The sequence below is a fragment of the Streptomyces diversicolor genome, assembly GCF_057537855.1.
This window is the reverse complement of sequence record NZ_BAAJXA010000073.1, coordinates 1-26,695: the sequence shown is the minus strand read 5'-3', so window position 1 is coordinate 26,695 and position 26,695 is coordinate 1. Positions and strand designations below refer to the sequence as shown.

At 70.5% G+C, this 26,695-nt stretch carries 21 protein-coding genes and 3 pseudogenes; 14 read left to right on the top strand and 10 right to left on the bottom strand.

Annotated features, from left to right (window positions below):
* The 5 genes from AC27LF_RS43590 to AC27LF_RS43570 form a co-directional block, all read left to right on the top strand.
* The coding region (locus AC27LF_RS43590) for an ABC transporter substrate-binding protein (protein ID WP_479664765.1) at positions 1 to 623 on the top strand (623 nt) is incomplete at its 5' end.
* Positions 587 to 2,431, top strand: a complete 1,845-nt coding sequence (locus AC27LF_RS43585; RefSeq protein ID WP_479664764.1) for a cobaltochelatase subunit CobN — start codon at positions 587 to 589, stop codon at positions 2,429 to 2,431. The genes AC27LF_RS43590 and AC27LF_RS43585, both read left to right, overlap by 37 nt.
* Positions 2,404 to 2,598 carry a hypothetical protein gene (locus AC27LF_RS43580; protein ID WP_479664763.1) on the top strand — a complete coding sequence of 65 codons (195 nt, stop codon included), beginning with the start codon at positions 2,404 to 2,406 and terminating at the stop codon, positions 2,596 to 2,598. Before AC27LF_RS43585 ends, AC27LF_RS43580 begins: the two co-directional genes overlap by 28 nt.
* Positions 2,598 to 4,742, top strand: a complete 2,145-nt coding sequence (locus tag AC27LF_RS43575; protein ID WP_479664762.1) for a bifunctional serine/threonine-protein kinase/ABC transporter substrate-binding protein — start codon at positions 2,598 to 2,600, stop codon at positions 4,740 to 4,742. Before AC27LF_RS43580 ends, AC27LF_RS43575 begins: the two co-directional genes overlap by 1 nt.
* 17 nt (positions 4,743 to 4,759) lie before the next feature.
* A complete protein-coding gene (locus AC27LF_RS43570; RefSeq protein ID WP_479664761.1) occupies positions 4,760 to 6,958 on the top strand; it encodes a protein kinase domain-containing protein in 2,199 nt (732 codons plus the stop codon).
* A gap of 254 nt (positions 6,959 to 7,212) precedes the next feature.
* On the opposite strand, the gene AC27LF_RS43565 is transcribed toward AC27LF_RS43570, so the two are convergent.
* Together AC27LF_RS43565 and AC27LF_RS43560 are read right to left on the bottom strand one after the other, a co-directional pair.
* Positions 7,213 to 7,674, bottom strand: a complete 462-nt coding sequence (locus tag AC27LF_RS43565) for a cupin domain-containing protein (RefSeq protein ID WP_479664760.1) — start codon at positions 7,672 to 7,674, stop codon at positions 7,213 to 7,215.
* Between the two features lie 191 nt (positions 7,675 to 7,865).
* Positions 7,866 to 8,534, bottom strand: a complete 669-nt coding sequence (locus AC27LF_RS43560; RefSeq protein WP_479664759.1) for a TetR/AcrR family transcriptional regulator — start codon at positions 8,532 to 8,534, stop codon at positions 7,866 to 7,868.
* A 156-nt stretch (positions 8,535 to 8,690) separates the two neighbouring features.
* On the opposite strand from AC27LF_RS43560, the pseudogene AC27LF_RS43555 reads away from it, so the two are divergent.
* From AC27LF_RS43555 to AC27LF_RS43545, 3 genes and pseudogenes are all read left to right on the top strand, one after another.
* Positions 8,691 to 8,972 (top strand): annotated as a pseudogene (locus AC27LF_RS43555) (MFS transporter); the annotation flags it as partial.
* Between the two features lie 157 nt (positions 8,973 to 9,129).
* Positions 9,130 to 10,347, top strand: coding sequence for an FAD-dependent monooxygenase (locus AC27LF_RS43550; protein ID WP_479664758.1), 1,218 nt, complete (start codon positions 9,130 to 9,132; stop codon positions 10,345 to 10,347).
* Positions 10,348 to 10,854: 507 nt separating this feature from the next.
* Entirely contained in the window at positions 10,855 to 11,841 is a 987-nt protein-coding gene (locus AC27LF_RS43545) for an RNA ligase family protein (protein ID WP_479664757.1), read from the top strand.
* Between the two features lie 80 nt (positions 11,842 to 11,921).
* On the opposite strand, the pseudogene AC27LF_RS43540 reads toward AC27LF_RS43545, so the two are convergent.
* Together AC27LF_RS43540 and AC27LF_RS43535 are read right to left on the bottom strand one after the other, a co-directional pair.
* Positions 11,922 to 12,441: pseudogene (locus AC27LF_RS43540) on the bottom strand (GntR family transcriptional regulator); the annotation flags it as partial.
* A gap of 194 nt (positions 12,442 to 12,635) precedes the next feature.
* The gene (locus AC27LF_RS43535; protein ID WP_479664767.1) at positions 12,636 to 13,343 is read right to left on the bottom strand and encodes a hypothetical protein; all 708 of its coding nucleotides are present in this window, start codon (positions 13,341 to 13,343) and stop codon (positions 12,636 to 12,638) included.
* A 457-nt stretch (positions 13,344 to 13,800) separates the two neighbouring features.
* Here AC27LF_RS43535 and AC27LF_RS43530 point away from each other — a divergent pair.
* The 5 genes and pseudogenes from AC27LF_RS43530 to AC27LF_RS43510 form a co-directional block, all read left to right on the top strand.
* Positions 13,801 to 14,066, top strand: a pseudogene (locus AC27LF_RS43530) (IS701 family transposase); the annotation flags it as partial.
* A gap of 272 nt (positions 14,067 to 14,338) precedes the next feature.
* Complete coding sequence (locus AC27LF_RS43525; protein WP_479664756.1) at positions 14,339 to 15,613, top strand: bifunctional glycosyltransferase family 2/GtrA family protein; 1,275 nt, start codon at positions 14,339 to 14,341, stop codon at positions 15,611 to 15,613.
* Between the two features lie 41 nt (positions 15,614 to 15,654).
* Positions 15,655 to 17,892, top strand: coding sequence for an ArnT family glycosyltransferase (locus tag AC27LF_RS43520; RefSeq protein ID WP_479664755.1), 2,238 nt, complete (start codon positions 15,655 to 15,657; stop codon positions 17,890 to 17,892).
* Between the two features lie 30 nt (positions 17,893 to 17,922).
* Positions 17,923 to 18,672 (top strand): response regulator transcription factor, encoded by a 750-nt coding sequence (locus AC27LF_RS43515; protein WP_479664754.1) that lies wholly within the window; start codon positions 17,923 to 17,925, stop codon positions 18,670 to 18,672.
* Positions 18,669 to 20,198, top strand: a complete 1,530-nt coding sequence (locus AC27LF_RS43510) for a sensor histidine kinase (RefSeq protein WP_479664753.1) — start codon at positions 18,669 to 18,671, stop codon at positions 20,196 to 20,198. Before AC27LF_RS43515 ends, AC27LF_RS43510 begins: the two co-directional genes overlap by 4 nt.
* A 36-nt stretch (positions 20,199 to 20,234) precedes the next feature.
* On the opposite strand, the gene AC27LF_RS43505 is transcribed toward AC27LF_RS43510, so the two are convergent.
* Positions 20,235 to 20,402: a hypothetical protein gene (locus AC27LF_RS43505; protein WP_479664752.1), complete on the bottom strand. Its 168-nt coding sequence runs from the start codon at positions 20,400 to 20,402 to the stop codon at positions 20,235 to 20,237.
* A 114-nt stretch (positions 20,403 to 20,516) separates the two neighbouring features.
* Here AC27LF_RS43505 and AC27LF_RS43500 point away from each other — a divergent pair, with 114 nt between their 5' ends.
* A complete protein-coding gene (locus tag AC27LF_RS43500; RefSeq protein ID WP_479664751.1) occupies positions 20,517 to 20,708 on the top strand; it encodes a hypothetical protein in 192 nt (63 codons plus the stop codon).
* Positions 20,709 to 21,112: 404 nt separating this feature from the next.
* On the opposite strand, the gene AC27LF_RS43495 is transcribed toward AC27LF_RS43500, so the two are convergent.
* The 5 genes from AC27LF_RS43495 to AC27LF_RS43475 form a co-directional block, all read right to left on the bottom strand.
* Complete coding sequence (locus AC27LF_RS43495; protein WP_479664766.1) at positions 21,113 to 22,471, bottom strand: LLM class flavin-dependent oxidoreductase; 1,359 nt, start codon at positions 22,469 to 22,471, stop codon at positions 21,113 to 21,115.
* A 40-nt stretch (positions 22,472 to 22,511) separates the two neighbouring features.
* Positions 22,512 to 23,348: a carbohydrate ABC transporter permease gene (locus tag AC27LF_RS43490; RefSeq protein WP_479664750.1), complete on the bottom strand. Its 837-nt coding sequence runs from the start codon at positions 23,346 to 23,348 to the stop codon at positions 22,512 to 22,514.
* Positions 23,345 to 24,232 (bottom strand): carbohydrate ABC transporter permease, encoded by an 888-nt coding sequence (locus AC27LF_RS43485; RefSeq protein ID WP_479664749.1) that lies wholly within the window; start codon positions 24,230 to 24,232, stop codon positions 23,345 to 23,347. The genes AC27LF_RS43490 and AC27LF_RS43485 overlap by 4 nt, the downstream gene beginning before the upstream one ends.
* Positions 24,229 to 25,407, bottom strand: a complete 1,179-nt coding sequence (locus AC27LF_RS43480) for an ABC transporter substrate-binding protein (protein ID WP_479664748.1) — start codon at positions 25,405 to 25,407, stop codon at positions 24,229 to 24,231. Before AC27LF_RS43480 ends, AC27LF_RS43485 begins: the two co-directional genes overlap by 4 nt.
* 993 nt (positions 25,408 to 26,400) lie before the next feature.
* Positions 26,401 to 26,695: hypothetical protein (locus tag AC27LF_RS43475; RefSeq protein WP_479664747.1), on the bottom strand; the 295-nt coding region annotated here is incomplete at its 5' end.

The following is a 26,695-nucleotide window of genomic DNA, read 5'->3' as shown; positions in this document are numbered from 1 at the left end:
TGGTGGTGCTGACCGCGCGGCATGCCTCGGAGAAGGACACTCAGGACGCACTGGGCGACAGCGGTGTCAAGGTCGTGACGATCGAGAACAACTGGGCCACATTCGACGAGATCGCCGGGAATGTGCGGGCACTTGGCCGTGCCGTGGGAGCCAGGCAACGGGCGAACGACATCGTGACCGACTTCCGCGCTCGGGTCGCGGCGGTGACCGACGCGGTCTCCGACGTGGCAGAGCGGCCGTCGGTGCTGGTGATGACGTCACTCGGCCCGCAAAAGCCCTACATACTGGGTTCGGACTCGATCAGTTCGGCGATCGTTCAGGCGGCCGGCGCGAAGCTGGCCGTCGATGAGGCAGGCATTGCCAACGGCATGTCGGCCGATCCCGAACTCGTGGTACGCACTGACCCGGACGCGATCGTCCTCCTCAACACCGGCCAAGGCATGGACGACTACCGGCCGCTGCTGGACAACAAGGCCGTGGCGGGTCTGAAGGTCGTCAAAGACGGGCGGATCTTGGTGGTCAACGCCACCGATGCGTCGGCGACAGCAGGGGTGCACGTCGCCAAGGGGCTGGAGCAGATCGCCCGGTGGCTGCATCCGGAACGATTCGGGAAGAAGTCATGACGATCCCTTCGACCACGCCGTCGACCACGCCGTCGACCACGCCGTCGACCACGCCTTCGACCATGCCGATTCGGTTGGTGACGCTCGGCTTTGAGTCACACAGCGCATTGATCCTGCGGCGCGCCGTCCAGCGGTATGCGGACGAGTCCGGGCCGGCGTTGGCCTGGACCCGGCTGGACAGGTCGGTGTTCGCCGACCCGGGTGAACTTGACCGGGTGCTTGGCGATGCGGACGTTCTGATGGTGCACGGGGTGCATGACCAGCCCGATGCCGAGACGCTCGTTCGTTCGGTGGCCGGCCACCCTCAGCTCGCTGTCGTGCCGGTCGTGCCGAACGCGTCAGAAGTGATGAGTGTGGCTCGGCTGGGTCGTTTCGGCACTGACCCGGACCACACACGGCACAACCTGGCCCTTGCGGCCGGCGCGTCGAGCCGGGCTAAGCGTCCGGTTCCGCCACAGATCGAGGCAGTGTTGGGTGCCCTGTCCACGTTCGGACGGCAGCTGCCGGCGGAGGCGGCGGAACTTCGCGCTCTCGCCAAGGTCAACGAGGCCTTCCGGCATGTGACGATCGACAACGCCGTCCTCGCGCTGCGCGCACTCGTCGCGGTGCTGCGTGGCGACGCCGATGCCACGTCAGCGTGGCCGGAGCCGTTGCCGACCAGCGGGTTCTGGCATCCACGGCTGGAGGTCGCCGCACGCTGGGACGTGTTCGAACCGGCGCTTCAGGAGTACTGGGCATCCCGCGACAAGGGGGAGCCGCTGGGCCGAGTCGTGCTGGTTGCGACGCCGACCCAGGTACTCGCCGGCAATGCAGCACACGTGGAGGCCGTGGTCACGGCCCTGGAGATGCGCAGGATTCAGGTGGTTGGCTGGATGGGCACGCTCGACGCACTGGGCGGCCCGTCGACGATCACGAGCGTGCCCGACATCGACGCCTGGGTGAACCTCAGCGGACTGACCCTCACCGGCTCACATGGGCAACCCAACATCGACATCGATATCGAGCTACTGCTTGAGCGGAACACCCCGCAGCTGGCTCCGGTCCTGACGGTGCTGCGTTCGTGCGCGGCGCTGGCCGCCGTGGGCGGCATGCTGCTGGTGGGCTGCACGGACGGTACGGGAGGACCGACCGGGAAGCCGGAGTCCCGAAACACTCCGGGTCGGTCCGCGACCGGAACACCGGACGACGAGGCGGGGCAATCCGCGACGCCGTCATTCCCGGACGGGGATCGTGCCCGGCAGCCGCGGACGGCGTCGCAGGCGCAGCGCCTGGCCGGCGATGTGATCGCCGACCCGTACCTGTTCGGTGCGGAGGTGGTGCGGGCGACGCCGTATCAGAGCGACCCCGATCGATGGACGGTCCTCCAGGAGGACTGCACCTGGCACCGCCGGACGCTGCCGAAGGACGTCCTGGCCACGCTCACCCGGTACTTCGAGATACCGGCGAGCGGCGGCAAGGGGACCGTGCACCTGTCGGCCACCGCCACGGTGCACCGGACGACGAAGGACGCGGCCTGGGAGCAGGCCCGGATGCTGGAGGAAGCGGTCGGCTGCCCGGAGCAGACGCTGCGGCCGGGCGAGCGATTGACCGGTCTCCTCTCGTCGGCGTTCGCACGCGGCGAGGGCGGTAACACCTCCAGCGACGACGCGCTGTCGGAGACCGGTAAGTGTGTCAGCGACACACGCGGCGGTCCGTATCCGTACTGGTGGCGGCAGTCCACCCTGGGACCGGTCGTCGTGAGCGTCTCCGTGTGCGCCGGGCGCGGCCGCAGCGAGAGTGAATGCAGGACCTGGATGTTCAGGGCCTGACCGGGATGCTGCTGCGGGTGGAGGAGCAGCTCGGTGGCGGCGGGGCGGATGCCACCGCCCCTGATCCGGACGCCCCTGATCCGGACGCCCCTGATCCGGACGCCCCTGATCCGGACGGCTCCGCCGTGAAGAAATCCGGTGCACCGGCTACGAACGGGGTTGGCTGATGGAGCCGTTGCAGCCCACCGACCCGGCGCACCTGGGCGGATACCGGCTGCTCGGCCGACTGGGCGCGGGCGGCATGGGCGTGGTCTACCTGGCCCGCTCGCAGGCCGGGGAGCCGGCCGCCGTGAAGGTGATCCAGCCCGAATTCGCCGAACAGGCGGAGTTCCGGACCCGGTTCCGCCGCGAGGCGGCCGCAGTCCGCCAGGTGGACAGCCCTTGGGTGGTCCCTGTGCTCGGTGCGGACACCGAGGCCGTGGCGCCCTGGCTGGCCACCGCGTTCGTGCCCGGGCCCGCACTGGCGGAGGCCGTCGCGGCCTGCGGTCTGCTGCCGGAGAGGGCGGTACGGATCCTGGGGAAGATCCTGGCCCGGGCCTTGAGCGCCGTACACGCCGCCGACCTGGTGCACCGGGACCTCAAGCCCGGCAACGTCCTGCTGGCCCTCGACGGCCCGCGGCTGATCGACTTCGGCATCGCCCGCCCCACCGCCACCGAGGCTACCGCCCTGACCTCGGACGGCATGGTGATCGGCACACCCGGCTTCCTCTCCCCGGAGCAGGCACGTGGGCAGCGGATCGGCCCGCCGAGCGATGTGTTCTCCCTGGCCGGCCTGCTGACGTACGCGGCCACGGGGCGTCCGCCGTTCGGCAGCGGCGCATCCGACGCGCTGCTGTATCGCACCGTCCACGACGCACCCGACCTGGACGGCGTGGCGGACGACGAGCTGCGGGCGCTGCTGGAGCGGTGCCTGGCAAAGGACCCGGCGCAGCGGCCATCGGCCGCCGACATCGACGCGGCGCTGGTGGAGGACACCCCGGCCGGAGACATCGACTGGCTCCCCGACCCCGTGGTCCGGATCGTCGCCGATCGCTCGGCCCAACTCCTCGCCCTTCCCGGCATCGAACCGACGGCTGTCTCGGCACCCGGCCCCCGATCGCCCGGACGCCGCCGGGTCCTGGCCCTGGCGGGAGGAGGCGCGGCGCTGCTGGCAGCCGGCGGCGGTACCGCGCTGTGGGCCGTACTGCGGGACGGCGCATCGGGATCACCCGCCGCGGGGCCGCGTTGGACCCTGGGCGTCCACGCGGATCTCTCCGGCCCGCAGGGCAAGGCCGGGAAGGCGCAGGAGCGGGGTGCGCGGCTGGCGGTGGAGCAGTTCAACGCCCGCGCGGAAGGAAACTTCACCCTTGAGCTGCGGGTCGAGGACGACCGCGGCGAGGCCGAACGAGCCCGGCAAGTGGCCCGGCGGCTCACCGGCGACCGCCACGTGATCGCCGTGCTCGGCCCCACCGGCTACGCCGCCACGCAGGCCGCGCTGGAGATCTACGACGGCGCCGGCCAGCCGCTGCTGACGGTCTCCGAGCTGTCCCTGAGCGCGGCTCAGACCGGCCTCGGCACCGCCGAGCCGCGCGCCTACTTCCACACCACGCCGATGACCGCGCACACCGCCTACACCACCGTCGCAGCACTGCGCGAACAAGGCACTCGCCGCCTCGGCCTGCTGGCCGACCGGGCCGGCAGACTCGCCGGCTGGGAATCCGTCAACATCGCCCACAGCGCCGCCGGCAGCGCACAACCGGGACTGTACTTCCGCGTCGTGCCCGCGGTCGCGACCCAACTGGCCCCGGTCGTCGCCGACATGCTCGACCACGGGGTCGACGGGTTCTACTACGTCGGGACCCCCGAGCGCGCCGCACAGGTCGCCCGCGCGCTCGCCGACCGCGGCTTCACCGGGCCCAGGTTCCTCGACGCACCCTCGGCCACGGCGGCCTTCACCTCCGCGGCAGGCAAGGCGGCGGCGGGCTGGCAGGTGCTCACCTCGTACATCGGGCCCCAGGCCCAGCCCGTACGCAGCTTCGCCGCCGCCTACCGCAAGCGCTACGCAAGCGCGCCCGGCCCATGGGCGGCCGAAGCGTACGACATCGCCCGCCTGGTGGCCGGACGGATCGACGCCCTCGCCGGAAAGACCGGCGACCGCCGCCCCAGCCGTGAGCAGCTGGCGCGGGCCGTGGCCGAGGTCCGGTTCAAGGGGGTGGCCGCCACGTACGCCTTCGATGACAGCCGCCGCGTCGAACCGCGCGAGGTGTACCACTACCGCGTCGCCCACGGCCGCTTCGGCTACGTCGGCCCTATGGGCATCCCCGGAGCCTGACGGGAACGCCGCCGACGATGAGACCGCTGCGTACGCAGGATCCCGAAGAACTCGGCGGACACCGGCTGTTGGCCCGGCTCGGCGCGGGCGGCATGGGCGTGGTCTACCTGGCCCGCACTCCCGTCGGCTCCCTGGTCGCGCTGAAGATCGTCCACCCCGAGCACGCAGCCGACCCCGCCTTCCGCGAACGCTTCCGGCGCGAAGCGCGCCTGGCCGGTGGGCTCAGCGGCCGCTGGGTGGTGCGCGTCACCGCGGCCGATCCCGACGCCCGCGAGCCCTGGCTGGCCACCGCCTACGTGCCCGGACCCTCGCTCGCCGAGGCGGTGGACGCCTGCGGTCCGCTGCCGCCGGACTCCGTCGCCGCCCTCGGCGCCCTGCTGGCCGAGGCGCTGGCCGAGCTCCACGGAGCCGGCCTGCTGCACCGCGACGTCAAACCCGGCAACGTGCTGCTCGCCCTCGACGGCCCACGGCTGATCGACTTCGGCATCGCCCGCGCCGCCGGAGCCACCGCACTGACCGAACCCGGCGCGGTCGTGGGCACCCCCGGCTATCTGGCCCCGGAACAGATCAGCACGGACGGCAGCGCAGCGGGCCCGGCCGCCGACGTTTTCGCCCTCGGCTGCCTGCTGGCGTACGCGGCCACCGGCCAGCGACCCTTCGGCTCCGGCAATCCCGAGGCCGTCCTGTACCGCACCCTCCACGAACCGCCGGACCTCGACGGCCTCCACCAACAGCCCCCACCGCTGCGCGCGGCGATAGCCCAGTGCCTGGCCAAGGCCCCCGAAAACCGCCCGACCGCGGCCGACCTCACCGGCACCCTGCTCCCCGCGCACCCCGCTACCGCGAGGGGCGAGGAGGCACAGCACGACTGGCTGCCGCCCGTCGTGCTGCGACTCGTCGCCGAACGCTCCGCCCGCGCCCTCGACCCACCGCCCCGCGAGGCTGCACCGGAACATCCGCAGCCGGCCGCAGCGCTCGACGCCCGTACGCACACCCGCCGCCGGGTGCTCGCCATCGCCGGCTCGACGACCGTGGCGCTCGCCGCCTCCGCCGCCGCGCTGCTGGCCGCACGGGACGGCAGGACCGGGGCCGGCGGCACGCGCCGGAACCTGCCCACTCACGCCATTGGGCTGCACGCCACATTGACCGGCGGCGATGACGCAATCGGCAGAGCGCATGAGCGTGGCGCCCGCCTTGCCGTGTCCCACCACAACTCCCGCGACGACGCGCGTTTTTGGCTCCGGCTCCTCCCGTACGACGATCGCGGCCGGCCGGCCCGGACAAAGGAGACCGCCCGCCGACTCCTGGCCGATCGCTCGCTGACCGCCGTGATCGGCCCCACCACCGTCGCCGCCGCCCGCACGGCGGTCCCGCAGTACGCGTCGGCGTCCATGCCGGTGTTGCTCGTATCCATCGACGATGATGCCACCGGGCTCGCCCCGCACTCGCTGCGCACCCTATGCGTGACCCGGGCGTCGGAAACCGACAGAACGCTGCCGGTCATCGACTACCTCACCCGGGTGTGCCGCGTCGAGCGCACCGCGGTCATCGAGGACAAGGCCACCGCGGACGCGGCCCGTGAGACGGTCTCGAGTCTGCGCGAGGCACCTCCGGGCAACGGCACCGTCACCGTCCACGCGGTGGCGGCCGCGGACGGCTTCACGGCGACCGTCACCGACGCCCTGGCCGCACACCCCGACGCCGTGGTGTACGCGGGCACCTCGCCGGACCGTGCCGCGGCCTGCGCCCGCGCCCTGGCCCAGGCAGGCTTCGACGGCCCCAGGGCCACGTTCGAACCCGTGCTGCGGCCCGCCTTCGCCGAGGCAGCAGGCCCGGCCGCGGAGGGCTGGGTCCTCGAAGCGCCCTACACCGAGCCGCAGTCGGCCCCCGGCAAGGCCGCCCGCGGCTTCACGACTGCCTACCGCGACCGCTACGGCGAGCTTCCCGCCCGCTGGGCCGCGGAAGCCTACGACGCCGTGGGCCTCATCGCGGCCACCCTCGGCGACCTCGGCGGCAGTACCGACATCGAGCCCGGCCAAGTCGCCGAACGCCTCTTCCACATCAGTCACATCGGTATCGCCAAGCCACTCCGCTTCCGCCAAGACCTCACCCACGCCCTGCAGCCGGAGAAGACCAGCTTCCTGTACCAGGTCCACGACGGCCGATACCGCTTCCTCGGCCGCCACGACCAGGTGCAAGCGCCCTCCCCGGACTGAGGCACCCCGGCACCCACTCACGCCAACCGGCGTGCCGGAGCGGGTTCGCCGCCGGGCAGCTTGAGCCTCTCGGTGCACTTCACCTGGCGGGCCAATCTGTACCGCTGCCCGACCTTCTACTCCTGAACACCCACGGGGCGTGGGGGCAGCCGGCAGCGTCGAGGTGGATGCCGAGCTGGTCGCCTGCCGCCGCCGAATACCTCGCCCCGCGCCACGTGAACGCGGCTGTCGAGGCCGGCCCTGGGGCATGTCGTCTAGAGCAGCCCGCCACTCAGCAGGGGCTGCTCGGGGGTTTCGGCGAGTTCGTCGATCACCACGGCGAGTAATCGTCGGACGGCGCCGGGGCGGGTTTCCGCTCGGTCGGTGAGCGCCAGCAGGGCCTCGCGCAGCAGAGGGCCCACCCCGAACACGCTGGGGTGTGCCACCAACTCGCCACACAGGTCGACCGGGACCGTGACAAGGCGGGCGTCGGTAGCGCCGTAGAAGCGGTGCGCATGCTCGAACCCCGGCGGTGTCCATGTCGCGCGGTGAGCGGGCGCGACCCAGGTTCCATGCTCGGTCGTGGTGGCCAGGGCCCCGGTGGCCGCGTACACCAGCTGGCCCTCGGTGTGGGAGTGCGGATCGAGCCGGAAGCCGTGCGGGATCCAGGCCCCGCTGCGAGGCGCGGTCGGCGGCGGCAGAGAGGACGACGCTGCGGATCGGCGGGTTTCCGGCATCGGGACTCACTCCACCGGTGGGACCTTGCCTGCTCCGGCCCGAGAAATCGCTCACATGAGGACACATGAGAAGCGGTATACCTGCACACCGTCGTGCGTGACGCGAGCGCAACTCAAGGGCGGTGGCTGTGTGCCCCGGCCGACGACAGCCGGGGGGCGGACAGCCGTGCATACGACGTGCCGCTCGACGGTCACGTCATCGCCTGGTCGAATTCCTCCTGGCCGAGGGCCGGGTGAACGAGCGGGGTCGGGCGGTCCCGGTCATGGCGCAGTCCGTCCAGGACGAGGATGACGTAGCGCTTCCACAATTCGGGGGCGACGGCCCGGCTGCGCTCAGTGACAGCTCCGAGCATGAGCTGAATGAGCGGGAAGTCGGTTGGCACGATGTCGTCGCGGAGCTGCCCGGCCTGTTGGGCACGTTTGATGACGGCCTCTATCAGAGGGGTGAGGCGTTCCCGCACGGCGACGGCCCGGGCCGGGCCGTGGATGCCTTCGAGCAGGACCTCTCTCAGCCCGCGATCCGCAGCGAAGTTCTCGGCGGTGGACAGGAAGAGTTGCGCGAGGCCCTCCCAGGGGTCCTCGTGTGAGAGGGCTCCCTCCGCCAGTGCGACCAGGCGCTGCACGGAGTCTTCGAAGACCGCTTCGATGAGTTCGTCGCGATTGGCGAAGCGGCGGTAGGCGGTGCCGACGCCTACACCTGCGTGGCGGGCGATGTCGTCGAGGGTGACCTCCAGGCCGCGGCGCGCGAAGACCTCATGGGCGGCCGCGATGATGCGGCGCCGGTTGCGTTCCGCGTCCGCCCGCAGGGGGCGTGACGGGCGCTTCTCGGGGGGCGGGGCGGGGGCGGTCCGGCTGCTCATGACCCCTACTGTACCCAGACATGTGGAGACGGCATCTCCGGTTTGGTGTTACGGTGAACCAGGCAAGCGGAGAAGATCTCTCCACTTGGTATCCCGTGTTCGGAGCGCCGATGAGCACCCTCACCCCCGAATCGAGCCCGCCGGGCCGACCAGGCCGTGAGAAGAGCTGGCAACCGCCGGCACCGCCACCGTTGGCTGATCCTGGCGGTCATCGCGATAGCCCCGCTGATGGTGGTGCTCGACGCCACGATCGTGAACATCGCCCTGCCCTCGGCCCAGGCGGACCTGGGCTTCTCCGACGACAGCCGGGCCCTGAACATCGGGCTCGCCGGCTTCGCCGGCGCCTCCGCACCGACCGGCGCCGCGAGCAGCTTCGAGGTCCTGGTGGCCGGGCGGTCCCTGCACGGCGCCTTCGGCGTGCTGCTCGCCCCCACCGCGCCGGCACCGTCGGAGCGATCATCTGCGGCCTGCTCCTCCGCCGCGGCGCACCCAGGCAGGACCCGAACGCCACACCCACCGTCCACACGTGACCCCACTGCGCTGGCCAAAGACCCGCAAGAACCCGCAAGAACCTGGAAGAAGGAGAGAAGAGGCCATGAACGCACACGCACCCCGTGCCCTGATCGTCGGCATGGGCATCGGCGGCCTCGCCACCGCGATGCGCCTGCGCGAGGTCGGCTGGGAGCCCGTCCTCGTCGAACGCGCCCCCGGGCGCCGCGACGCCGGCTACTTCGTCGGCCTGTTCGAGACCGGCCGCGCCACCGCGCAGCGCATGGGCGTCCTCGACGCCATCGGCAACCGCGCCAACCCCGACGGTGTGACCTATGACATCGACCGTGCGGGCCGCCGCCGGCCGGGGATGGGCTACGGCGATCTGCCCGGCGGCCCCCGCCTCATCCTTCGCGGCGACATCGAGGCCGCCCTGTACGACACCGTCGCGGCCCGCACCGAGATTCGCTACGGCACCACCCCCACCGCCCTCGACGAACACCCCGACGGCGTCGACGTCACCCTGCGCACCACCACCGGCGAGAACATCTCGGAAACCACCGAGCAGTTCGCCCTCGTCGTCGGCGCCGACGGACTGCGCTCCACCACCCGCCGCCTGGCCTTCGGCCCCGACAGCGAGTTCATGCGGCCGCTCCACCACATCATCGGCGCCACCGTCATCAAGGAGACCCTGCCCGGCTTCCGGCCCCAGGACGGCCTCGTCCTGGCCGAACCAGGCCGCTCCGTATGGACCTTCCCCTTCGCCGACCACCAGCCCGGCGTGCTGTTCAACTACCGCACCGACGACGAGGACGCCCAGTTCCGCCGCCCGCCCATCGAATCCCTGCGCGCCGCCTTCGGCCCCGAACCGGCCGGCCCCGTCCTGGAACACCTCCTGACGCAGTTCGAACAGGCCGACCACCACCTCTTCGACTCCGTCCACCAAGTGGAGATGGACACCTGGCACACCGACCGGATCGTCCTGCTCGGCGACGCCGCCTGGTGCCTAACCCTCTACTCCGGTATGGGCGCCTCCACCGCCATGGCCGGTGCCGACCTCCTGGGCACCCTGCTCCAGCGCAACCCCCACAACACCGCGCGGGCCCTACGCGAATGGGACCAGAAACTGCGCCCCTTCATAGCCATCCAGCAGAAAGCCGGCCGCACGCAGGGCCTGACGATGTTCGTCCCCCAGACCCGCCGAGACAAGGCCGTGCGGACCTTCACCCAAAAGCTGATGAGCCGCCCGGCAGGCAAGCGCCTCATGATGTCCCTGGCTGCCCGGCAGTTCAAGGAGAAGGCCATCGATATCGCTGCCGTCTGACCGCATCCACCACCTACGCCGGCCCCGGACAGCCACTCCCTGGGGCAGCGAGCGATACCCACCCCGGTTACTGGAAGCACCGTGACTACGCCCCACCCCACCCTGGCCAACGCTGTCGACGAACTCCCCGCGAACTCCTCCCACCCGCTCGACTCCTGGTGGTTCACCGCCCGGCTCTGCAGCACCGCTGCCCGGCCCCCACGGCGTCTACGCCGGGATCTGCTCGGTCGTCGGCACGCTCGCAGGTGAGGACATCACTGGGCACGGATACACGGACGTTCTCGGACAGGCATGCGCCGGCGCAGCCCAACGTCGAACGGGGTCGCCGGTACGAGGATTCCGGGGTCGCGAACACGGCCTCCGCCTGGTTCTGTGCTCCGGCCAAAGGTGAATCTCCGTTGCCGGGTGCCGGGTCGCACGGCCATTATCGCCTTTGTGTCCGAGAGCGAGTCTGCGCATGCGACGTTGCTGCCGTATCCCAAGATCTCTGCGAAGGGGGGCCTTGGGATGTCCGGGGTCCGGGAGTGGATCGCGGTGGAGAAGGTGCATGGGGCCCACTTCGCGGTGGTCTGCGATGTCGGCGGGGTCCGTCCGGCGAAGCGGCGTGAGCTGCTGGAAGACGATGGGCTGGATGACTTCTTCGGTGTGAGCAGGGTCTGGCCGCTGCTGTCGGTGGCGGCAGCCCGTTTCGCCTCGGCTGTGCGCGGCGTGCGGGGCGACGCTGCGGTGGTGACACTCTATGGCGAACTGGCCGGTGGGTGTTACCCGCACCCGGATGTTCCTGCTGCCGCGGGAGCCGAGCCGGTCCAGACGGGCGTGTGGTACGCGCCGGGCCTGCACTGGCTGCCGTTCGATGCTTCGGTCGAGACGGCCGAGGGACGCTGGTGGATCTCTGACCGGGCCCTGCGGGACGCTGCGGCGGTCGCCGGGCTGGTGTGCGTTCCCGCGCTCGGGTACGACACGCTCAACAGGCTCCAGGAGTTGCCCTGTACCTTCCCCACCAAGGTCCCTGCCCTCTTCGGGCATCCCGAGCTGGTGGACAACCTCGCCGAGGGCTACGTCATCAAACCGGCGGGAGAGTGGCAGGAGTCGGGTCTTTCGGGCGGCGGCACGCGCCCGGTGGCCAAGGTGAAGCAGGATGCCTTCGCCGAGGACGAGCGATTCGACGGCGCACGCCCCTATCTGGCACCGCCGCAGGGCGCAGCCGGGGTACCCGCCTGGCTCCTGGTCCAGGCATCGGCACTCCTCACTCCCGCCCGCGCGGCCGCCGCGGTGAGCAAGCTCGGGTCCCGTACTTGTGTGGAAGCGGTGGCGGGAGAGATCGCCCGGGACGTCGCGGAGGAACTTACCGAGGTCCTGGGGGGCCTGGAGGACCCGCTCCTGCACGCTCTGGAACGAGCGCTCGGGCCCGGGGCGCACTCGCTCGCGGAGTTCGACGCCGAGGACCGCCACCGCTCCCGCACCGCCCGAACGGACACGGAAAGCAGAGGATGACTGACTCACACTCCACCGCGCCCACCCGGCGAGTGGCGAGATGTCGAGTTCGCGCAGCGCGCCGACGCAGATCCCGCGCATGAGGGACTCTGCACCACCCGGTAGAAGGCGACGTCGTGCACGAGGTAGGCGTCCAGGCCGGCCTCCCGCTCGGCCGCGCCCAACTCCGCAGCCAGGATGGTCAGTTCCCGGCACTGGTCGGGGGGCGGCGGCATGCGCGGCGAGTCCGGCGGCGACCGGCTTGACCGCGGTCCGCGGTGTGGTCAGCGACTTCAGCTGACGTGACCGGTCGGCTCCGGACAGCCGCCAGCGGATGACGGCGGGGGCGAAGACGTTCCACTCCTCGGTGCCCCGAACCGTGATGCCCACCCTGCGGCGCGACTCCACCAGGTGCATGGCCTCCAGCACTCGTACAGCCCCGCGGAAGACCGTGCGGGAGACCCCGTAGCGCGACCCCAGCTCGTCGATGCGCGGCACCGTGCCGGGCGGGTGCTGCGCCCGAGGCGACGGTCGGCCCAGTTCGGCCAGTATGCGGGAGTGCAGGCCGTTGCCGGCCTCGTCCCGTTCCCGGCGGTCGCCCGGGGATCCCTGCTGAGGCATGGACCAAGCCTGGAAGATCAACGCGAACGCCGCACCACCTCCAAGACCGGCCGCGTCCGAATCAGGCTGAGAACCACCCTCTGACGCCCCGGCCCGCACCCGCCACCCTCACGGCACCGCGCGGCACCGCCCACCTCCCGTACCGCACAAGCACACTGGCGACGAGCTTGGCACGGGAGCGGGCGGAGCCCCCGTCAGGACATTCGCGCGGCGACCGTGCGGGCAGCCTGGGACAACGCCTTCTCGGTCCAGATCGTCCTGCGCTTCTCGGCGGCCGCCCGATTCTCGGCGGGCTTCGCGTCCACACCTGGGTCTTTCACCAGGCCCTCAGCCGAACTGGAACCGTCGAGTTCGAAGAGGTAGGGGCCCTGGTGGCAGTACACCTCGTCCCCGACCACGCCGCCGACGCGGTAGCAGCCCTCGGCGCCCCAGGTAGCGGCGAGATCGGTGAACCCCTTCTCCTTGGTCTTGTCCTGCTTGTCCTCGTCGTACTTCTCGGCGATCAGTGCCGGATCGGCCAGTGCGGTCACCGTGACGGTGATGTGGCTGTTGGCGTAGTCGCTACCGCCGCTGCCCGGCAGGTTGAAGCCGAACTCGCAGCCGCCGCGCGGGACATCACCGGTGGTTCCGGGGTCTGATTCGGCGAGGGGATTGAAGTTGAGGATGCTCACCTTCACCGGCTCGCGCTCGAAGGACTTCGCCTGCGGCAGGAATGCCTGGATCTCCCCGTCCGTCAGCAGTTTGCAGCCGTCGGGCCACTGGCTCAGCTGCACCGAGGCGTTCGGCGGCGCCTGGATACCGAGTTTGTCCCCCGCAGGCTTGGCCGCGCCGAACTCGACCGGCGGCGGAGGCGAGTCCTCACTGCATCCGGCCAGCAGCGTCGCGCCCGCCACTGCCGTCACACAAAGCACCGCTGCCCTGCTCCGTCGCCCTGCTCGACGCGGTCCGTCGTTTCCATGCATCGCTCTCCCCGATTTCCTTCTCTGTCAAGGCAGTTGTGGCCGCACCTGGTTATCCGGCGCGCATCGCGGCTTCGGCACTGCGGAACCGGCGGCAACGACCGTACTATGCGTCAGGAGCGGCTCCTTCTCCTCATGGTGGGCGACTCCCGTCGGCCCGGCCTCCCCGAGGTCCGCGCTGCACTCGCCGACCGGGTCTCATCGGGAGAACTCAGCATGCACAGCGCGGACTTCACCCGGCTGTGGTCGGCAACGACGTCTGCCTCTGCGGGGTGATGACGCTGGGCCTACGGCATCCCGCCGTAGGCCCGCTGACCGTCACGCAGCAGTCGCTCACCCGCGCACAGAGCGACGACCAGAACCTCATCGTCGGCATGGCCGATCCCGCGTCGGCCCCCGCGCTGTCCCTCCTCGCGGAGTACGCCGCTCCATCACGGTGGCCCGCCCGGCCGAAGTGCCGGCCGGCGCAGGCAAGTTCCGCGCCGATGCCCTGGCGCGGAAGGTGCCGAAGCGGGCCTGGCACAAGCTCCCCGGCCGGGCATGGCGCGAAGGGACAGCGGCTCTACGACCTTGGCCGGCAGCGACCTCGCCGAGGCAGCCCCGGGCCGCCACCAGTCGCTGATCCGCCGCAACCGCAGCACCGGTGAACTCGCCTACTACCACTGTCACTACGCGGTATGCGGCCGTCGCCGGGGCGGTCGCACAGCGTTCTCTCGGCCGGTTCTCGGGCCGCTTACCTCGTCCTCCCAGTTTCCCTCGCAACGATCGGTGCTGTCTCCGGCCGCCCGTCGGCGGACGGATTGACAGCGGACTCCCCGTCAGTTCCCAGCATTCTCCCCGTGTTTCCCCTGCCGCACAGACCAGAGTCGACCAGCGCGCCGCCAGGACGCGGGTGTGCACGGGAGCCGCCCCCACCGATCCCATCACTCGAGGAATCCATGACGCAGACAATCAGTGGCTTGCGCACGGCTCGAAGTTTCCAGCCGCCGACGCCGGCGGACGCCACGGACTCGGCCGCGACGCGTACACCGACCGTCGAGATCGTCATCCCGGTCTACAACGAGGAACGCGCGCTGCCCGGCTGCATCCGCACCTTGCACGCCCGGCTTCGTGACGAGTTGCCGTACCCCTGGCGGATCACCGTGGCCGACAACGCCAGCGTCGACGGGACCCTCGCCGTGGCCCGGGAACTCTCCGGCGAACTGCCCGGCCTCGCTGTCGTCCACCTCGAACGCAAGGGACGTGGCCTCGCGCTGCGCACCGTCTGGGGTACGAGCGACGCCGAGATAGTCGTCTATATGGACGTCGACCTGTCCACCGGCCTCGACGGACTACTGCCGCTGATCGCCCCGCTCGCCAGCGGCCACTCCGACCTCGCCATCGGCAGCCGCCTCGCCTCCGGCGCCCGCACCGTGCGCGGTCCGCGCCGGGAGCTGATCTCCCGCTGCTACAACGCCCTGATCCGGCTCACCCACGGTGCCCGCTTCAGCGATGCCCAGTGCGGGTTCAAGGCTGCCCGCACCGAGGTGCTGCGTCCGCTGTTGTCGAAGACCGAGGACGACGCGTGGTTCTTCGACACCGAACTGCTGCTGCTCGCCGAGCACAACGGGCTGCGTATCCACGAGGTGCCCGTCGACTGGGTGGAGGACGTAGACACCCGGGTGGACGTGGTCGGCACCGCAACCGACGACCTCAAGGGCCTGTGGCGGATGGCCCGGCGCAAGGCGTGCGGTGCGGCCCGCGTCCCCGTTCCGGCCCGCCCGCAACCGGCCGCCGAGCATCCCGACGCGGTCCTGGCCCCGGACTCGGCCCGCTCCCAACTCGCCTGGCAGATCACCTGCTTCGTCGTCATCGGCATCGCCTCGACCGTCGGACAGGCCCTGCTGTACTGGCTGCTGCGTGGCTGGTGGCCGCCCGCCGCGGCCAACTTCGTCTCCCTGCTGGTGCTCACGCTCCTCAACACCGAAGCCAATCGCCGACTCACCTTCCGCTACGCCGCGGACGGCGTCGGCGCCGGTCGCGCCCATCTGGGCGCGGGTGCGCTGTTCGTCGTCGGCTACGTCATCACCTCGGCGGCCGTCCTGGTCTTCCGCGATGCCGTGCCGGACGCGTCGGCGGCGGCCGAGACCCTGGTGCTGGCCATCTCCTCGGTCCTGGTGACCATCATCCGCTTCCTGGTGCTGCGCCTTGCCGTGTTCCGCCGCGCGTCCTGAACCCCCTCCCTGAGACCTGAGACCTGAGAGCGAATCTCCCCGTGACTCACACCACCGAGGCGCCTTCGGGCACCGTCACGCGCCTTCCTGGTATCAGCCGCGCCCTGCCACGCTGGGCGGCCCCTGCCGCGCTGGGCATGATCCTGCTGCTGTCCGCACTGTTGTACGGGTGGGCGCTCGGCTCCCTCGGCTGGGGCAACAGCTACTACTCGGCCGCGGTGAAGTCGATGGGCCAGAGCTGGACGAACTTCCTGTTCGGTTCCTTCGACCCGGCCGGAGTGATCACGGTCGACAAGCCCCCGGCCGCGCTCTGGCCGCAGGTGATCAGCAGCAAGATCTTCGGTCTGCACGGGTGGGCACTGCTCCTGCCCCAGCTGGTGGAGGGAGTCGCCGCCGTCTTCGTACTGCACCGCACGGCACGGCGCTGGGCGGGCGAGGGCGCGGCGCTCCTCGCCGCCCTCGTGATGACCCTGACCCCGATCACCGTGGCGATCAACCGGGACAACAACCCCGACACGTTGCTGGTGCTCTTCCTGGTCACCGCCGCGTACGCGCTGACGCGCGCTCTGCAGTCCGAGTCGACCCGGCATGGCACGTGGTGGCTGTGCGCGAGCGGATTCCTGATCGGTTGCGGCTTCCTCACCAAGATGATGGCGGCCTGGATGGTGCTGCCGGCGCTCGCCGCGGCCTGGCTGGTCGGCGCGGGCGGTACCTGGCTGTCACGTGTCGGGCGTCTGCTGATCGGCGGTGCCGTGTGTGCGGTCTCCTCGTTGTGGTGGGTGGCGATGGTCGCCTGGTGGCCGGGCGACCGGCCCTACATCGGCGGCAGCACCGACGGCAGCGCCTGGAACCTGGTGACCGGTTACAACGGGCTCGGCAGGATCTTCGGTGCGAGCGCGGGCAGCGGCGGCATGGGCAACTTCGGCGGTGAGGCGGGGCTGCTGCGGCTGTTCAACGACCAGGTGGCCGGGCAGATCAGCTGGCTGCTGCCGGTGAGTGCCGTGGCGCTGATCGTCGCCGCGGCCGGGGTGGTGCAGCGTCGACGCGGCAGCGACTCGGCGGGCGAGGCGCCGGCGGGCTCGGGGTGGGTGCTGTGGGGGACCTGGCTGCTGGTGTGCGGCCTGGTGTTCTCCACGCAGGAAGGCACGTTCCACCCGTACTACACGACCCAACTCGCCCCAGCCATCGCCGCGTTGTCGGCCGGCCTTGTCGCCGCACTGGCGCGGGCGCACCGGGCCGGGGCCCGCTGGGCACTGCCGACGGGTGCCGGAACCGTGCTGCTGACCGTTACCTGGGCGGTAGTAGTGATGCGGCGGGTTCCGTCCTGGCACGGGTGGCTGGCCTGGGTGGTGTCGGCATGGGGACTGGTCGCTGTGGGGCTGCTGGCCGCCGCGATGTTGAAGCCGCGGCTGGCGGTGGCTGCCCTCGGCGGTGCGGTGCCGGCGATCCTGCTCGCACCGTGCGCGTGGGCCGTGAGCGTGCCGGGCGGAACCGGATCGGCGATGGGCGGAGTGAATCCGACGGCCGGACCCGTGACGATGTCCTTCGGCTCCGGGCGTGTACCGGGAGGCAGCGGCGGCGGCCTGCCCGAAGGCTTTGAGATGCCGGGAGGCAATGGGGGCGGCAGCCTGCCCGAGGGCTTTGAGATGCCGGGAGGCAAGGAACGAGGAGGAGGCGGCCTGCCGGAAGGCTTCGGTGGTGGCGGCCTGGGAACGGGCTCAGGTGGGAGCGGTGCTCCGGGGTCGGGTCCGGGTGGCACGATGCCCTCGTTCCCGGGGAACGGCGGTGGCTCGGGCGGCTTCAGCGGCCGTCCGGGCGGGTTCGGTGGAGCGGACCGGGGCACCACCCTCAGCTCCGATCAGCGCAAGATCCTCACCTACGCCACCGAACACTCGAAAGGCGCCCGTATCACCCTCGCCGTCGACGGGGGAGCCACGGGAGCGGCTGCCTATATCCTGAACAGCGATGCCGCCGTGATCGGCATGGGCGGCTTCCTCGGCAGCGACAACGCACCCTCCGTGCTGCAGCTGGACACATGGACCAAGAACGGAGACCTGCGTTACGTACTCGGTTCGTCCGGCGGTGGCATGGCTGCCCGGATGGGCGGCGAGAACAGTGCGGCCGCCGAGCGGTCGCAGTGGATCAGCGAGAACTGCACCGAGGTACCCGCCAAGGAGTACGGCGGCAGCTCCGACGGGAGCGGCTCTGCCGCCGGCGGCATGATGGGCGGTATGAGCACGACCTTGTACGACTGCGCCGCCAAGACCCGGACCAAGTAGCGGCCTCGGCAGAACGGACCACACAGCACCATGCCCGACCCGGCCGTCGCGCCCGCTCCGTGCCGCCTCCTGGTGGTCGAGGACGATCCCAGCATCCGCATGCTGCTGGAGTCGGCGCTGCGGCTGTCCGGCTACGAGGTCTTCGGCTCCGCCACCGGCCAGGACGCACTGCGGGACATGGAGGACTGCCGTCCGGACCTCGTGCTCCTCGACATCATGCTGCCCGACCTGGACGGCCTTGAGGTCACCCGCAGGCTGCGCGCGGCCGGCGTCCGGACACCGGTACTGTTCCTGACGGCGCGCGGTGAGCTCGCCGACCGCATCGCGGGACTGAGCGCGGGCGGCGACGACTACGTGACCAAGCCGTTCAGCATCGAGGAGGTGCTGCTGCGCATCCGCGCCATCCTGCGCCGGACCTACCCGGAGCACCTGTCCGGCCCAGACGGTGCGGGCAGCGGGATCCTGCGCTTCGCCGACCTGGAACTGGACGAGAACGCCCACGAAGTGCACCGGGCCGGCGAGTACGTCCCGCTGTCGCCGACCGAGTTCAACCTGCTCACCTACTTCCTGGAGAACCCCAACCGGGTGCTGAGCAAGACCAAGATCCTCAACCAGGTGTGGGGGTACGACTTCGCGGGCGACAGCCGCATCGTGGAGACGTACATCAAATACCTGCGCCGCAAGATCGACCGCTTCGACCCGCCCCTGCTGCACACCGTGCGCGGTGTCGGCTACTGCCTGCGGCTGCCCCAGGGCCACACGGCAGGAGCCGATCGGTGATCCGCCGCCGGTGGACGCTGCGCCCCCGCTCGCTGCGCGGCCGGCTCGTGTGGGGCGTGACCCTGCTGGCCGCGGCCGCCGTTATGACAGCGCAGGCCATCGCGGTCGCGGGGATGCACTCCTGGCTGCTGAACCGAGTCGACCAGCAGCTTATGGAGTTCGCGCTCCCCGACCGGGCCTTCACACGGCAACCCGAACCGGCCCTGCGACCCGCACCGGACTCCAACACCCTTCCCTCGGACTTCCGGGTCACTTTCTACAGCGCCAAGGGCGACGAGCAGGGCACCCTCGGCGGAGGAAGCAAGCCGGGCCCGAAGCTCCCGCGGTCCACCGGCGAGCTGCATCTGACGCGCGGACAGGAGACCACCGTTCCCGCCGAGTCCGGGGACGGCCAATGGCGGGTCCTGTGGCGTGAAGCCCCGACGCACAACACCACATACGTGGTCGCCCTGCCCCTCGACACCGTGGAGGGGGCCCTGTCGAAACAACTCGCACTCAACGCCGTCGTCCTGGCCGCGGCCGTGGTCGGTCTGATCGCCCTCGGCCGCACGGTGGTCCGCCTCGGCCTCCTGCCGCTGACCCGCATGGAGCACACCGCCCAGGGCATCACCGCGGGGGACCTCGGCCTGCGGCTGCCCGACACCGACCCGCGCACCGAGACCGGCCGCCTGGGTACCGTACTCAACGACATGCTCGACCGCCTCCAACAGGCCCTGCGGCAGAGGGAGTTCTCGGAGGCCCGGTTGCGTCGCTTCGTCGCCGACGCCGGACACGAACTGCGTACGCCCCTCACCACCATCCAGGGGTTCGCCCAGCTCGCCCTGCGCCACCCGGACCGCCCCGCCGAACAGCGCCGGGAGGCCGACGAACAGATCGCCCGCAATGCCGAGCGCATGAACCTTCTCGTCGACGACCTGCTGCTGCTTGCCAAGCTTGACCAGCAGCCCGCCTACCGCAGCGACCCGGTCGACCTGCTGTCGCTCGCGGCCGACGCGGTGAGCGTGGCGGCCGTCCGCGCGAACGGTGAGCACCGCATGACGCTCAGCCCGCTCGACGCGAGGACCGAGGACGCCGAACTGGAGGTCGTGGAGACCGTGGGCGATCCCGATCGCCTGCTCCAGGTCGTCAACAACCTCCTGTCCAACGCCCTCGTTCACACGCCCCCGGGCACCCCGGTCGACGTACGTGTCGGCACCGCCCGGGCAGGAGCGGCCGCCGGCGGCACCGACCGGCCCGGCCGCACCAGCGCCTCACCACCCCTGGCCGAGTCCACGCCGATCGGCGTGATCGAGGTCGCCGACCAGGGGCCCGGACTTTCACCCGAGGAGGCCGAGCGGGTCTTCGAGCGCTTCTACCGGGTCGACCCCTCCCGCTCCCGCGACCGAGGCGGCAGTGGCCTCGGCCTCGCCATCGCGTCGGCGATCGCTCAGGGCCACCGCGGTCGCGTGGAGCTGGACACCGCCCCGGGCGAGGGCTGCACCTTCCGGCTGGTCCTCCCATGGGCCGACGGCGTCCGGCACGCCTGAGAAAGCCGGTCGCATACGGGGAGACACCGGGGGAGGTCACACGTCTCCGATCAGCACGCGGGTGCCCTGGGGGGATTCGCCGACGGCATAGATGTCGCCGCCCACGAGCCGGTCCTCCGGTACGGGTTCATGCACCCCGTGGCCCGAGGAAGGAAGCGATGCCGAAGACCGCCAGCCCGAGATCACCGCCACCGGCGTCGTCATCGACCGCGCCCTGCGAGCGACGGCCCTGGCCGCACTGGCCCTCATGGCCCTCGCGAACCTGGCGCTGGCCGCCCCGGCGCTGGGCGCGGCGGTGACAGCGGTCGCGGTGGCCGTGTGGGCCTCGGCTTCGGTGGGGCTCCCGCGCTGCTGCAGACCGCGTTGGCCGTGGCCGTCGAACTGGCCTCCCTGTACCCGGTGATCCCCACCCTTCCCGGCTTCGCGGTCCTGCACGAGAGAGCCAACCCGGCGCAGGTCACGTGCCTGGTGAGCACGGCCGTCGCGACCGTCCTGCAGTCGCCGAGCTGAGCCGCCGCGCGATCAGCCCGCCGACGTCGGTGCCACGCCGTCACGGCCTCGGCCTCACGGCCTCCGCGGTGACGGCACCGGCACCACGGCCTCGCGGCGTGGCAGCCACGGCGCCGTAGCGACCGCGCCGGTGAACGCCGCGCCACAGCCACGACGTCAACGAGCACCCCGCCACCACCACGGCCTCACCGCGTCGGCATCAACGACACGGCTCATGGCGTCACGGCTCATGGCGTCACGACCAACACGCCAGTCGGCCCCGCCACCACCACGGCATCAGTCGTCACCGACTCACCACCGGGGCGTCGGCCGACATCGCCTCCCCGCCACCGCGACAGTCGGCGCCGCCTCCCACCACGGCGTCAGCCGGCGCCGCCTCCCACCACGGCGTCAGCCGGGCCCCGTCACGGCGACGGAATCTCCCGGAAAGCCGCGGCGGGATGGGTGTCGGCCACCCGGTCGCCGGCGCCGAGCAGGCGGCGGCGGTGGCTGCCCGGCTCGTACGCGGTGCGGTACAGGCCCCGGCGTTGCAGGATCGGGACGACGGACTCGATGAACTCGGTGAAGTCGTCAGGAGTGACGAACTCGTGCAGGTTGAAGCCGTCCACCCCGGTCGTCTCCGCGATCCGGCTGATGCCGTCGGCGACTTGGGCAGGTGTGCCGACCACCGTCTCCGAGTACGGACTGAGGTCGGTCAGGCGGCGAACGACATCCTCCACCCGGTCGGGGGCCTGCTTCTCCCGGGTGAACCGGGCGGCCTCCGACTGGGAGTGCTCGCCCGGTGCGGGGCTGAGCCGTTCCTGCCCGGAGGCGGTGGAGAGGTCGATGCCGCTGGCCCCGCCGAAGCCGGCCAGGGCGCCTTCGCGCGACTGGGAACGCCGCACCAGGTCCGCCTTGTGCTGCGCCTCCTCCTCGGTCCGGCCGATGACCACCGACAGGTCGGTGACCACACGCAGGTCGTCGCGACGGCGCCCCGCGGCCTCGGCGGCGTCACGGATCGCGGTGACCGCCGCGGCCAGGGCGTCGGGGTTGGTGCCGTTCACGAAGACGGCTTCGGCATGGCGGCCGGCGAACGCACGCCCCCGCTCGGAGGCCCCGGCCTGGTAGATCACCGGGGTGCGCTGCGGCGACGGCGGCACCAGCGAGGGGCCCTGCACGTCGAACAACTGCCCGTGGTGGTCGATGCGCCGGACCTTGGCCGGGTCGGCGAAGACGGTGTTCTCCTTGTCGTAGAGCACCGCGTCGTCGAGCCAACTCCCCTCCCAGAGCTTGTAGGAGACCTCCAGGAACTCCTCGGCCCGGGCGTAGCGCACCGCGTGCCCCGGCATCTCGGAGAGACCGAAGTTGCGGGCGGCGTTCGGCAGGTAGGACGTCACGACGTTCCAGCCGATACGGCCACCGGTGAGGTGGTCGAGACTTGCGAACCGACGCGCGTGGGCGAACGGGTGCTCGTAGGTGGTCGAGACGGTGACGGCGAACCCGAGGTGCCGGGTCACGGCGGCCATGGCCGGGATGACGGTCACCGGGTCCAGCAGCGGGAAGTCGACGGCGCCCCGGACCGCGGGGTCGGGGGACTGCCGATAGACGTCGTAGACCCCGAGCACGTCCGCGAAGAACACCGCGTCGAACAGGCCCTCCTCGAACAGGCGGGCGCGGTCCAGCCAGAATGCGAGGTCGGTGAAACCTTCCCGTCGGCTACGGGGGTGTGTCCATGTGCCGTGCGCGTAGTAGCCGACGCCGGTCATCTCGAATGCGTTGAAGATCAGGGGGCGGTCGCGTTCCGGAATGGTCTGCTCCTTGAGATTATCGAATACCGCTGGTGGCGGACGAGGCGATGAGCCGACGCTGGGTGAACAGCAGCAGGATCGCCGGAATGACGATGAGGACGAGGACCTCGGCGAACGCCTGCTGCGTATTGGACGAAAGAGGGCCGAAGTTCGACGCGATCGCCACGCTCGCCGTGGCGTTGTCGTTGTCGGAGATGATCAGGAGCGGCCACAGGTAGGAGTCCCACTGAGACACGAAGAGGATCATGCCGGAACCGATCAGCGCCGGGCGGCACAGGGGGAGATAAAGGTGCCAGAACCGGCGCACATGTCCGGCGCCATCCATGTACTGCGCCTCGGCCAGCTCCAGCGGAACACCCAGGAATGCCTGGCGCAGGTTGAACACCGCCAGCCCGTTGCCGAGCGCGGGCAGGATCAGCGCGGGCAGCCCGTTGGAGAGGCCGAGGTCGGAGAAGACCGACACCAGCGGGACCGCCAGCGTCTCGAACGGCAGCAGGAAGCTGCCGACCACCACCGCGAACAGCACCTTGGAAAGCCGGGTCCGCACCGCGACGAACCCGTACGCGGCGAGCGACGACACCACCAGCCCGCCCACGACGGTGCCGACCGCCGCCGCGAGTGAGATGCCGACGGCGCGCAGGTAGCCGTCCTCGATCGCCGACCGGAAACCGTCCAGCGAGAAGGACCGGGGGATCAGGGTGTCGAGGACCGACGTGCTGCTGAGCGCCTCGGTCGGGTCCCGGAACGCCGCGACGACCAGCCACCAGATCGGGATGAGGAAGACGAACCCGCTGAGCGCGCCGAGCGCGGTCAGGCCGAACCGCCGTACCCGGGTCTGCGCGTCGGCCGTCATTCCCGCTCCCCGAGCAGGGCGAACTGCACGGCGACCGTGGTGCCGAGCAGCACCAGCAGCACCACCATCTGGGCCATGGCCTGCTGTTGGTTGGAGTAGACCGTCGCGGTGCGGACGGTGTCGAACATCAGGGTCGATGTCGCCTCCGAGGGGCCGCCCTTGGTGAGCACCTGGATCGGGGCGTAGATCTGGAACACCCAGACCGTGTTGGCGACCAGGACGAAGAGCAGCGGCCGGCGCAGCAGCGGCAGAACCACGGAGCGGAACTCCCGCCAGGGTGTCGCTCCGTCCACCCGCGCGGCGTCGAGAACCTCACGCGGGATGTCCAGGAGGCCGGCGATGAGGAAGACCATCCAGTAGCCGACACCGCCCCAGGCGGTGATCAACGCGATCGTCGGCAGGGCCTGCGCCGCGGAGCTGTAGAAGCCCTGAGCGGGCAGACCGATCGCCTCCAGGGTGTTGTTGACCACTCCGGTGGGCTTCAGCGCCACCCCCCACATGACCGTCAGCCCCAGGCTGGGGATGGCGCTGGGCAGGAACGCCACGGTGCGCCACAGCCCCCGCATGGGCATCGTGCGGGTGTAGAGCCAGGCCAGGTAGAGCGAGCCCACTACGATGACGGGACTCGCCAGGACGACGAACCACACCGTCACGCCGAGCACGTGCCAGAACGCAGCACTGGTGAACAGCTGCCGGAAGTTGGCCCACCCCACGAAGGACCACGAGTCGCCGTCGAACGGATCGACCTTCTCGAACGACGCGAACAGCGAGAGACCCTCGGGAGCGAGCCTGGTGAGGACCAGCACGGCCAGGGCTGGACCGGTGAAAGCCAGCAGCACACCGGTGCGGGCCCCGCGTCGGAGCCGGTGGGTGTGACTGCTCACCTGTACTTCTCCAGGGCCGCGTCCGCCGTCGACTGCGCCGACTTGAGGGTCCCCGCGACGTCCTCACCGTTGCTGATGGACAGCAGCGCCGAGGTCAGCGCCGAATTCAACTCGTTCCAGCCGACGGTGGACACCCGCTTCTTGGCGATGCCGTGAGACAGCTGGTAGTTCACGATCTTCTGGGCGTCGGTCGCGCGCGGGTCCTGGAACGCCTCCTGCTGCCAGTACAGCTTCTTGCCCTCGTTGTTGGCCGGCGGCGAGCTGGTGTCGGCATTGTAGGCAGCCGCTCCGGGCCCCTTGAACACCATCGCCTTGATGAACGTCAGGGCCGCGTCCGCGTTCTTCGACCCCTTGTAGAGGCCCAGGGCCACGCCGCCGGCGTTCGAGACGGCCTTGCCTGCGGCGAACCGGGGCATCGGTGCGATCCCGTAGTCCAGGTTCTTGTTCTTGTTCAGCTCGGCGATGTCCCAGTCGCCGCCGATGTGGAACGCGGACTTCCCCGAGGCGAACAGGCTCGTGTAGACGCTGTTGGCATCACCCTGGGGGCTGACCTTGTCCTTGTAGAGGTCGGCGTACCAGCTGAAGGCCTTCACCGCCGCTTCGCTGTCCAGGTTCGCGGTCAGGTTGTGCGAGCCCTCGGCTCCGTACCCGCCACCGAGTCCCTGGGAAAGGAACCACTGGTAGTACCAGCTGGCGATGCGCTCCCAGGTGACGCCGTACTCCGCGCCGGACTTCTGCGCCTTCTTCGCGTCCGCGGTGATCTGCTCCCATGTCGCGGGCTTCGAAGGGTCGGACGACGGCAGCGAGACACCCGCCTTTTCGAGGAGTTTCTTGTTGTAGAAGAGAAATGAACTGTCCGACTGCTCCGGCGCGTTGTAGAGCTTTCCGTCGACCGTCGAAGCGGCGAGCGAAGGATCATCCAGCGCGCCGAATTCACTCTTGAAGACCGGGGTGATGTCGCGCAGGTAGCCTGCCGCCACGTAACGGGCCGTCAAGTGCTGATCGACGGTGATGACATCAACATTGCCGGACTTCAGACGAGAGGGCAGCACAGTCTCGAAGTCGGCGAACGGAACCGACTCGTACTTGATCTTGATGTTGGGGTATTCGGCCTCGAACTTCTTGATGGTCGAGCCGATCTGCACATTGGTATTGGCCGCGTCCAGCCAGGTCACCGTAACCTTATGGTCCGGATTCACCAACTCGGAATACGACGGCAGCGCGGAGGCGGACGAGGAATCCTTGGAATCACTTGAGCAGCCGGCCACGGATGCGATCACACCCGTGACGACAACTATTGCCGTCGCCCGGAAAACACTTCTTGACAGCCGATTCGACATCAAGCCTCCCAGAGATAGCGGACGTTAAGTCCGGGCCGGATCGTAGATGCCGATCAGGCCGATAACACAAGCGGTCTCACCATCTGGAATGCGCGACAGTCGGCCGTCGGTCACTCCTGGGAAACGCGAGGTGTGGCGATGACAACACGGGGAAAGGACAGCCCAACAAGCCGGTTGGCCACCAGTGGGGCCGACCGGACAGGAGGCAACCACACACGGGTCATGTGCCCCGGCCGGCGAACAGGTGAGGATTCCCCGGCCAATGGGCAGGCAAAAGCCCGACGCTAGCGACAGAGCGCGCTGTCGAGCCTCTTGAAGTCCACGTGCCGGCGTCGCACCAGCGGAATGCCCTTAACCATGACCATGAAACTAACCGCCCACAATTGATCACGTCAACATACGCCGAGTTGGCCGATAATTTCTTAACAATGACGCAACAACACACCTCACGGTAACTTTCTGACTCCGGAGCGTCACAAAGCGTGCCGACATAGACAAAGCAGAGGCCGCCGCACCACGTGGCACACCGGCATGCCCCGACTTGCCGAGGACCGTCCACCGGCAAAAGCGGGCCCGGCTCTACCCCAACTCCCGCGGCAGAACCGGTCCGTGGCCAGAACCTCGCACCCGAGCGGATCTGTGTCGGCCCCGGCAGCCCAGCCGGAACCGGTCCACGGTCAACCCCACGCCCACGCCGCAACCGGTCCACGATCAGTACAGCTGGTCCGCGACCGGTACCCGCCGAGTTGTCGGGCGGCATGCTCCGCGCGCGTCCTCGTCGCGTCGTGCGGTCGCCGTCGCGGCCAGGACCGCCCTCGACGTCACCGTTCAGGCCGAGATACTCTCGATCTGCTCGCCGACCTGCGCGAGCAGGCGGGCCCGGCCCTCGTCGGGGTCTTCCACGACCTCGGCTCCGCAGCCGGAACCGACGACCGTGTCGCCGCGCCGTGCCAGGGTGAGCTGGCCGAAACCGGCGCGGCCCGCGAAGTCGTCGACCATCCCGCGCACGCTTGCGGCCGCGCCCGCCCGGGGCCGCCGCCCCACGCCGTGGGCGGCACCCGCCGACCGGGCCGGGTGCGAGGCCCTCCGCGTCCTTGCCCTGCCGTACGCCTGACGAATCGCA